The following is a 9,156-nucleotide window of genomic DNA, read 5'->3' as shown; positions in this document are numbered from 1 at the left end:
ATCAGGAACAGCAGCGCCGCGCCGCACGCCGCACCGAGCAGGCCGCCGCGGCCACCCGCGAGGCTGATGCCGCCCAGCGCGACGGCGGCGATCGCGAGCATCGTGTAGGTGGGTCCCACAGTCGCGTCGGCGCCACCCAGAACTGCGGTCAGCACCAGGCCGGCCACACCCGTCATCGCTCCAGTGAGCACATAGGCCACGAATCGCACCGCTGTCACGGGCACACCGGCGGTGTAGGCCGCGCGGTCGTTCGACCCGACCATCAAGAGGTTGCGCCAAAACGCCGTGCGGGTCAGGAGCCACCACAGGCCGCCGACCAGGAGCATGACCCACACGACGTTGGGCACGACGCCCTCGACGTCGGTGAACCAGTCCATCCAGACCGGCAGCGCGCCGGTCGGCGAGGCGAGAACCTGCGTCGCGATGCCCGCGAACACCAGGTATGTCGCGAGGGTCGCAATGATCGGGGGGATCCTGATGAGAGCGACCAGGCTGCCGTTGACTGCGCCGATCACGACCCCGAGCAAGACGGCCGCGGGGATGACGATCCAGGCGACGGAGATTTGGTGAGCGATCAGCCCGGCCGCGAGGATCACGCTGACCAAGCCGGCCCCGGGTCCGACGGACAGGTCGAGCCCGCCGCCACCACTCAGCACGACGGGTGCTTGTGCCATCGCCAGCAGGACCAGCGGCGAGGCGTACACCAGCACGAGCTTCCATCCCCCGTCGAGGAACTGACCGCTCTTTTGGGCCGTGATCGCAATCATCACGAGCACGGCAAGTGCGGCTGGGACGAAGTACGGAACGGCCCGGCCGCCCCGGATGGGGGCGCGGTCGACGGTCGTCATGCGCGTGTCCTTTCGTGGGTGGCCAAGGCGGGGGCCTGACCGAACATCGCCGAGAGCACCCCGTCGTACGTCATTTCATCGCCCTCGAGCACGGCCTCGAGACCGTGGTCATGGCAGACCGCGACCCGGTCGCACGACGTCAGGAGCTCCTCGATCTCAGTCGAGAGCATGACGACGGTCATGCCGGCATCAGTCAACTCGCGCATCAACGCGTAGAAGTCGCGCTTGGTGCCGATGTCAACGCCTCGCAGTGGGTCGTTGAGCACCAGCAGGTCCGGCTTGGCGGCGAGCCAGCGGCCCACCAGAACCTTCTGCGCGTTGCCGCCACTGAGACCCGTGATCGGGTAGTCCGGATCATCGGGGGCGACGCCAAGTCGTTGCATCTGGGCGCGGACGGCCTGCTGGATGGCGTGCGGTCGCAGCACTCCGAGTCGCGAGTGCTCGCCGTACGTGGCCATGGCCAGGTTGTCCCGCACGTCGAGCGTGCGGAACAGGCCCTCTTCCTGGCGTTTGCCGGGGACGTACGCGATGCCCGATGCCACGGCGTTGCGGTAGCCACGCACCCGGCTCCACAGGCCGTCGCGGTCGATCTCCACCTTGCCCTTCGGGGGAAGGCTGACTCCCGCGAACGCCTCGACCAATGCCACCGCGCCGTGCCCGTCAAGCCCGCCGACGCCGAGAATTTCGCCCCGGCGCACGTCGAGGTCAAACGGCCGGGCGTCGGATGACAGCGCCACGCCGCACAGACGGGCAGCAGTTCCCTGCTCGTCCCGTCGGCGTGCCGTCACTGTGGCTGCTCCGGCGTGCTCAGACTCGCTGCGGCCGTCCATCATGCTGAGCAGCCGTGAGGGCGTCGCCTCGGCTCGGTCGACCGTGCCGACCGTGTGGCCTGACCGCTGCACCGTGGCACGGTCGATCAGGATCTCCAGCTCGTCCATGCGGTGCGAGACGAACAGCACGCTGCGGCCGTTGGAGCGCTCCGCCTGCAGCAGCGCGAACAGCCGGTCGCGGGTAGCCAGGTCGAGCGCGGATGTCGCCTCGTCCAGAATCAGCAGCCGCCACGGCCGAACCAGGGCCCGGGTCAGCGTCAGGACTTGGCGCTCGGCCAGCGACAGCTGGTAGGGCGATGCGGTCAGGATCGACGGCGATGTACCTAGCCGCTCGACGACCTCGGTCGCCAGCTCCAGCTCGGCGGTCCTGCGCCGGCGGCGCCGGAACAGTCCGTCAGTGCCGGCGAACACGTTGTCCAGGCCTGAGCAGTCGTCGGAGATGAGCGTCTCCTGGAAGACCGTGAGGACACCATGGGCCTGCGCCGCCGTGGGCGAGCGCAGGTCGACATCCTTGCCGTCAACCCGGACTGTTCCCTCGGTCGGCGCCATGATCCCGCTGAGTAGCTTGACCACGGTGCTCTTGCCGGACCCGTTCTCGCCCACGAGACCGTGGATCTCGCCGGGCCGGATGTCGAGCTGACAGCCGTCGAGCGCAACGGTCGCACCGTAGCGATGTGTGATATCGGCCAGCTCGATCAGGGGTGTTGGTGTCATGGCAACCTCTCAGAGACGGTGCGCGACGTGACGGTCGCGCCCGTAGACGGTGATGAGCACGAGGATCGCGATGCCGAGCATCACTTGCTGCATGTTCGGTCCCACCGAGAACCCGATCAGCAGTGTCGTGAACTCGGTCGTGACCAGCACACCGGCGATGGTCCGGGCGTAGCCTCCGGCGCCGCCCAGCAGCGAGGTGCCACCGACAACGACTGCGGTGATGGTCGAGAAAAGGTAGGCGGCACCGATGTCCACAGATGCGCCACCACTGAACCCCGCGAGCAGCACGCCGGCGGCGCTCGCGCAGATCGCTCCGGCGGAGTAGACGAACACGCGGACCAACATCGGCCGGGCCAGGGCCAGGCGCGCGGCCGTGACGTTGGAACCCAGGGCGAAGATCTGCCGGCCGATGACGGTGCGCCTCTCGACGAGCACGACGACTACTGCCACCAGCACCCAAACCACGAGCGCCGCGGGCAGTGGCAGACCGAGGACTGATCCCCGCGGCGAGACAGCGTTGGTGATGAACCCCGGGACGTCGCCACCGGTGTTGCCGTCGACCGAGATCAGCACGCCGCCGGTCACCACCGACGCGACCCCCAGGCTCACAACGAGCGGGTGCAACCCGAAGATGCTGGACAGCACCCCGTTCGCCATGCCGATCAGGATCGACAGCACCAGCAACAGGACGACGATCTCGCCGAACGACCAGCCCTTGGCGTACAACGTCGTGAGGAGCACGTTGGCCATGCCGATCGTGGCCGGGATCGACAGGTCTATCCCGGCGATCATCACCGCCCAGGTCTGTCCGACCGCGGCAATCCCAAGCACTGCCGACAGCACCAGCAGCGACATGATGCCGGTGCGCGACAGCACGTCGGGCGTGGCAACCATCAGCACCAGGAACATCGCTAGTGGGGCCAGGTAGACCAGGAGAGAACTCAAGGCCCCCCGACGACGGCGGCTGGTGGCTGCCGACGTCGGGGTGGGCGTCTGCTCGATCGCCGAGGTGGACATACCGGGTGATCCCTACTTGACCGGCAAGTCGGCGAGACCTGCGTCGAACGTGGCCGGGGTACCCGTGCCGGTGAACAGGTCGTCGTAGTACGCCGCGGGCACTGAGCCACCGTTGGCGGGCTGCGCGTTGCACCCGCTGCTGAGCTTCATGCCCGGCTTGTAGTACTTGTCGACGTTTGAGCCGTCGATCTGCACGAGCGGGTAGAGCAGCGTGTTGTGCTTGGGCTTCTGGCCGGCCAGCATCCTGAGCGCGACCTTGAACGCCTCGTTCACACCCTGACCCGCACCGCCGGCGAAGCCGAATGACTCGCTGCCGGTCTGCTTCCAGCTGGCGAGCCACGAGCACGCACCCTCGAAACCGGTGACCGGCGGCAGGTCGCGGTCGGCCTGCTGGAAGGCCTGCGTCACGGGCACGGCGCAAACGCCACCGTCCCAGACTCCGGCGATCGCGCCTTGGTGCGTGCTCAGGTAACGCAGCATCTGGGACTTGATGGTCGACGGCGTCCACTGACCCGTGATGTGGTCGACCTTCAGGCCAGCCTTCTTGAACGTGTCCGACGCGCCGGCCTGACGGGCCTCGGCAGCGGCCACGCCGGGGATGCCGTCGCACATCACGATGGTGTCCTTCGTATTGCCGACCTTGTCGACGAGCCACTCGGCCGACGTACGACCAGCGTCGTACGCGCCGAAGTCCGACTGGACGACATTGGTGCAGTCGGTGCCCGTCTGCATCACGACAACGAGGGCCCCGGCCTTCTGCGCAGCGTCGAACGCCTTGCAGAGGCCGACCGTCGGGGGCTGCATGACCAGGATGACGTCGCAGCCCTTCTGGACCATCGTGGTGAGCTGCGTGGCCTGCAGGCTCGCATTGTTGTTGGCGTCGGACACGATCAGCGGTCCGTCGACGAGACCCTTCTTGTCCAGCTGCGCGACGATGTCCTTCGCCACGGCCAGCCCCTCCTGCCGCCAGGAGTTGCCCTGGTAGGCGCTGGAGTAGCAGAACTTCCACGGCGCTTGCGAGGGCTTCCAGTCCGCGTACGGGTTCGGGCCGACGCGGGTCGCGTGCCAGAAGCCGGCGTACGTGCTGCGCACCGACTCCGGGAGCGCGTCAAGGACGGCCTTGTCGCGGGCAGACTCAGGCTTGCCGGTGCGGAGATCGGTGTAGGTCTCAGAGACCGAGGACTTGTCATTGTCGTTGGCGGTGAGGCCGCCACAGGCGGCCAGGGGGGCGATCAGGCCAGCCAGCAAAGCGACGGCGGCAATGCGTCGCTGAGCGGGAGATCCCGCTCGGCGCGGGAAAAGTGACTTCATGGTGCTCCTCGTGGTCGCGCACGTGATCCAACGCACGTCTTGGTGGTGTGTAACATACAACACGTCACATGCCACACTGTCAACGGATTCCTGCAGGCTGAAACACAACCGTTACGATCACCCCTGGGGAATGGGCAGGACTCAACCCCGATGGATCGGAGAAAAGCATGGAACCGCTGCTGAATGAAGGCTCGATGGCCGATCGGGCCACCACGGCTCTCCGGTCCGCGATTCTCAACGGCGATCTGGAGCCCGACACGCTGCACGCTGTGCACAGCGTCGCGGACCGGCTCGGGGTGTCCCGAACGCCGGTGCGCGAGGCGCTGATCCGGCTCGCGGCCGATGGCATGGTTCGCGTCCACCGCAATCGCGGGTTCGTCGTTCTGCACTCATCTGCGGAGGACCTGCGACAGATCTTCCTGCTTCGTCTGCTGCTGGAGGTTCCCGCCACCCGGGCGGCCGCTCTGCTCGCGAAGGACAGCGACATCGAGGCCCTTGAGTCCGACATCGAGCGAATGCGTGAGGCGATGGCAGAGGGCGACGCCGAAAGGTTCCTCCGTGCCGATCGGCAGTTTCACCGCACGTTACTGACGATCAGCGGCAGCTCTCGGTTGGCCGAGTTCGTCGACAGTCTCCGCAACGTCGTGCTCAGCACAGGAGTCTCGACAGCAAACCGGAGCGAGTCGATCGAGGAGATCCTCGAGCCGCACGTCGAGATCCTCGAACTGGTGCGGGCCCATGACGCCGACGGTGCCGCGCAATCGATGCACGAGCACGTGCAGCGCACTGGCGAAAAGCTCATCCGGCAGGAGTTCGGCGACCTCGAGACCGCCACCTTCCAGGCCGTCCTGGCCCGTTTCGAGATCGGCGAGCTGCCAGGCTGACCACACCTCGCACTCAGTCGTCGAGCAGGCCCTTGCGGCGGGCCATCGCAGCGGCCTCGGTCCGGCCGGCGGCGCCGAGCTTGGCCAGGATGTTGGAGACGTGCACCGAGACGGTCTTGGTGCTGATGAACAGCCGGGCACCGATCTCGCCGTTGCTGCGACCTTGGCTGACCTGTTGGAGGACCTCGAGCTCCCGGGGCGTCAGGTCGACCTCGTGGCGGGCAGCTGGACCCGCCACGGCGGCGATCTCGGCCAGCAGCGGCTTGGCGCCGAGGTCGCGGGCCGTCTCGCGGGCCGCCGCGAGCAGGGTCCTGGCCTCGTCGGTCCGTCCGGTCGCCTTGAGCACCGCGGCGAGGCGCGCGGCGGACCGAGCCTCCTCGAAGGGCTGGCCGATCGCCGCGAAGCCGGCCACGGCGTCACGCCACACCTGCTCGAGCTCGGCCTCGGTGGGCGCGTCGATGCCGGTGGCCCAGCGCAGCCGGGCGATCTCGGCGGCGAGCCTGACCCGCCACGCGTGCCCCTCGGGACCGAGGGTCGGATTGGCCTCGACGACGGCGGCCGCCTCGGCCTCGAGCCGGGCGGCGTCCTCCAGCAGGTCGACGTGCTCGGACCGCGCCAGCCGGGGGGCGGCGTTGGCCAGGTGACCCACGACGAGACCCGACAGCCGCAGGTGCGCGGCGAACAGCCGACCGTTCCACGCCACGTCCAGCAGCTCGGCGACGTCGCGGCGCACGGCCCGCGCCGCGGCCAGGTCGCCGCTGTCCCCGTGCAGGTCGATCAGTGCCGCGCTGCTGTGGACGGCCAGCGCGATGTCACGCTCCCACACCGCCCGCAGCCGGGGCTCCTCGGCGAGCGCCTCGACCTCACCGCGTCCGGCCGCCACCATCAGGGCGCCGCCGGACAGGATCGCCTCGGCCAGCATCGGGGCGGTGCTGCCGACGGTCTGCAGCGCGAGGGCCTCGTCCCAGCGTCCCCGGATGTAGCAGATGATCGCGGCGAAGGCGCGGCCGTCGAAGCCGTAGGGCGCCCAGGTCCGTCCCGTCCCCTCGGCCCGGGTCATGGCCGCCCGGAACGCGCTCTCGGCGTCGTCGAGCTCCCCGGCGTTGAACAGCACGAAGGCCAGGTTGTGCAGGCCGCGCAGCTCGCCCATGACGTCGCCGGCGGCCCGCGAGCTCGCGATGAGCTCGTCGTAGCGCTGGCGGGACTTGTCCAGGTCGGCCCCGCCCGTGCGCGCAAGCACGCGCGCCAACGTCACGGTGACCTCGGCAACGACCTCGGACGCGCCGAGCTCCTCAGCCATCGCGAGGGCGTGCTCGCCGATCTCGAGTGCCTCAGCGTCGCGCATGGCGTCGCCCAGGACCAGGGAGCGCAGCGCCTCGGCCCGCGCCCGCAGGACCGACCGCTCGTCGCCGACGATCCACAGTGCCTCCTCGCTCGCGGCCGCCGCCTCGGCGTCCCGTTCGGCCAGGAACGCCATCGACCCGATCGAGATCAGCAGCCGGGCCCGGTCCTGCATCGGCGCGTCGGGCCGCAGCTGGGCCAGGTGGTCGTTGACCAGCGCGAGCGCCCGCAGCAGGTGCCCCGACGTCATCCAGGCATCGGCGGCGGCCACCACCAGCCCCACGACGTCGGTGCCCTCGGGTGCCGCGTCGAGCAGGTCGAGCGCCTGCTCGTAGTGGTGCGCGGCCTCGTCGTAGCCTGTCACCCGGACCGCCGACTCCCCAGCCTCGACGCTCGCGACGAACGCCCGGGTGTCCTGGCCGGCGGCGGCCGCGTGCATCGCGATCTCCGCCGCGGACCCGTGCGCGCCGTCGGCGGTGAGGGCGTCGAGATAGGCGTGGTTGATGCGGCGCCGCTCCCCCGGCAGCAGGTCGTCGTGGACCGCCTCGGCCAGCAGGGCGTGCCGGAAGCCGTAGGAGTCGCCGCCCACCTGGGCCAGGACCTTGTGATCGATCGCGGAGCGGATCGCGTCGTCGAAACGCCCGCGCGGCAGGTCGACGACGGCGGCGAGCAGCCGGTCGGCGACCCGTCCACCGGAGCACGCGGCGGCGCGGACGACCGCCCGGGCATCGTCGTCGAGCCGGTCGAGCCGGACCAGCAGCAGATCGGCGAGCGTCTCGGGCAGCGCGGACCGGGCGTCGGCGAGGCCCGCGTCGAGGAGCTCCTCGGCGAAGAACGCGTTGCCGGCCGCGCGGTCGACGACGGCTCGCAGGCCGTCCGTCGCGAGGTCGCCGGCGCCGCGGGCCCGCACCAGGTCGATGACGTCGGCATCGGGGAGCGGGCTCAGCTCGATCCGGCGCACGCCGGGCAGCCGGACCCACTCGGCGATGGCCTGGCGCAACGGGTGCCGGCGGTGCAGGTCGTCGGCGCGGTAGCTCACCACGATGTGCACATCCCGGGTGAACAGATAGGCCAGCACGTAGCGGATCAGGTGCCGCGTCGACGCGTCCGCCCAGTGCGCGTCCTCGATCACGAGCAGTAGCGGACGCTCGGCGGCCAGCAGGTCCAGCCCGGCGACGACGGAGGCGAACAGCTCCGAGCGGTCGACCCCGGCGGTCTCGGTCGCGCTGGGCCACGGCAGCAGGGGTCCCAGCGCGGGGTAGCGCGCCGCGAGCTCGTTGCGCTCGGCCTCCTCGACGGTGGCGAACGCCTCGGCGAACGGCTGGTAGGGCATCGCGCTGTCGCCGAGGTCGAGGCAGTGACCGGCCACGACCCGGTGCCCCGCGTCCCGGGCCCGGATCGCGAGCTCGCGCAGGAGCCGGGTCTTGCCGATCCCGGCATCGCCACCCATCAGCACCGCGGCGGGCGCCTCGCCCTCGGCCAGACCGACCGCGGCCGAGAGCTGGTCCAGCTCGGCGCGCCGGCCGAACAGCGGTGTCGCGAACGTCCGCTCGGTGCCCATGGACACCATGATGGCCGACGGGGGCGACAAAGCCACGGGGTCGGCGCTCACGCGTGCACGGCGCGGCCGGTCGCCCAGGTCGCGAGCCTCACGAGCACGCCCCGACGTGGTCGACGGCGGCGCGGCGGGTGGGGGCTGCGGGGGGCGTCGCGGAACGCCATGGCGGCCTCGGCGGCGGCCAGGTGCCGGTCCATCTCGATGGCCACGAGGGCCTGTGGGTCGATGATCATGCTTCGATCGTCGCCGTCTGAGGTAGCCCCCCGCATCGGGCACATGACGTAAACCAGCGCGAGGTCTACCTCAGACGCACCCATGTGCCGAGCGAAGCTCGGCAGGCGCCCGGGCCTCGCCGGCCGCGACGGAGTCGCGGGGCGGCGAGGCACGAGCCGCGCGCCCTATTTGAGCGTCTTCTTGCCGCCGTGCAGCAGCGTGATGAGCTGCATGACCTTGCCGTCGGTCTTGGCGTCGCGGGAGAACGACGTCAGCATCATCGGCGGGCTGAACTTCTGTCGCGTGATCGCCTTGGCGTAGGTGAACTCCTTGAGCCCGTCCGGTCCGTGGATGCGCCCGAAGCCGGAGTCGCCCACCCCACCGAACGGCAGGCTCGGGATCGCGGCGAACGTGATCACGCCGTTGACCGCGGTCATGCC

General features: G+C 70.0%; 8 protein-coding genes. 1 reads left to right on the top strand and 7 read right to left on the bottom strand.

Annotated elements, in window-relative coordinates; translation table 11 throughout:
- The 4 genes from JWQ91_RS15250 to JWQ91_RS15235 form a co-directional block, all read right to left on the bottom strand.
- A partial coding sequence (locus JWQ91_RS15250) for an ABC transporter permease (protein ID WP_297786015.1) occupies positions 1–848 on the bottom strand: 848 nt, incomplete at its 3' end.
- Positions 845–2,392: a sugar ABC transporter ATP-binding protein gene (locus tag JWQ91_RS15245; protein WP_297786012.1), complete on the bottom strand. Its 1,548-nt coding sequence runs from the start codon at positions 2,390–2,392 to the stop codon at positions 845–847. The genes JWQ91_RS15245 and JWQ91_RS15250, both read right to left, overlap by 4 nt.
- A gap of 9 nt (positions 2,393–2,401) precedes the next feature.
- Positions 2,402–3,337, bottom strand: a complete 936-nt coding sequence (locus JWQ91_RS15240) for an ABC transporter permease (RefSeq protein ID WP_297786009.1) — start codon at positions 3,335–3,337, stop codon at positions 2,402–2,404.
- An 84-nt stretch (positions 3,338–3,421) separates the two neighbouring features.
- Entirely contained in the window at positions 3,422–4,720 is a 1,299-nt protein-coding gene (locus JWQ91_RS15235) for a substrate-binding domain-containing protein (RefSeq protein WP_297786006.1), read from the bottom strand.
- Between the two features lie 167 nt (positions 4,721–4,887).
- Here JWQ91_RS15235 and JWQ91_RS15230 point away from each other — a divergent pair, with 167 nt between their 5' ends.
- Complete coding sequence (locus tag JWQ91_RS15230) at positions 4,888–5,604, top strand: GntR family transcriptional regulator (protein ID WP_297786003.1); 717 nt, start codon at positions 4,888–4,890, stop codon at positions 5,602–5,604.
- Between the two features lie 13 nt (positions 5,605–5,617).
- On the opposite strand, the gene JWQ91_RS15225 is transcribed toward JWQ91_RS15230, so the two are convergent.
- The 3 genes from JWQ91_RS15225 to JWQ91_RS15215 form a co-directional block, all read right to left on the bottom strand.
- Positions 5,618–8,506: a helix-turn-helix transcriptional regulator gene (locus JWQ91_RS15225; protein WP_297786000.1), complete on the bottom strand. Its 2,889-nt coding sequence runs from the start codon at positions 8,504–8,506 to the stop codon at positions 5,618–5,620.
- 47 nt (positions 8,507–8,553) lie between these two features.
- A complete protein-coding gene (locus JWQ91_RS15220) occupies positions 8,554–8,736 on the bottom strand; it encodes a hypothetical protein (RefSeq protein WP_297785997.1) in 183 nt (60 codons plus the stop codon).
- A gap of 165 nt (positions 8,737–8,901) precedes the next feature.
- The coding region (locus JWQ91_RS15215) for an aldehyde dehydrogenase family protein (protein WP_297785994.1) at positions 8,902–9,156 on the bottom strand (255 nt) is incomplete at its 5' end.

It is taken from the genome of Aeromicrobium sp., assembly GCF_025965075.1.
Classification (GTDB): domain Bacteria; phylum Actinomycetota; class Actinomycetes; order Propionibacteriales; family Nocardioidaceae; genus Aeromicrobium.
Note: the sequence above shows the minus strand (reverse complement) of the source record. Positions and strands in the feature narration are given on the sequence as shown.

What these genes read in the sequence shown, in the direction of transcription:
- JWQ91_RS15235 (WP_297786006.1), bottom strand. Translation starts at nt 4,720, where the DNA reads ATGAAGTCACTTTTCCCGCGCCGAGCGGGATCTCCCGCTCAGCGACGC.
- JWQ91_RS15230 (WP_297786003.1), top strand. Translation starts at nt 4,888, where the DNA reads ATGGAACCGCTGCTGAATGAAGGCTCGATGGCCGATCGGGCCACCACG.
- JWQ91_RS15245 (WP_297786012.1), bottom strand. Translation starts at nt 2,392, where the DNA reads ATGACACCAACACCCCTGATCGAGCTGGCCGATATCACACATCGCTAC.
- JWQ91_RS15225 (WP_297786000.1), bottom strand. Translation starts at nt 8,506, where the DNA reads ATGGGCACCGAGCGGACGTTCGCGACACCGCTGTTCGGCCGGCGCGCC.
- JWQ91_RS15220 (WP_297785997.1), bottom strand. Translation starts at nt 8,736, where the DNA reads ATGATCATCGACCCACAGGCCCTCGTGGCCATCGAGATGGACCGGCAC.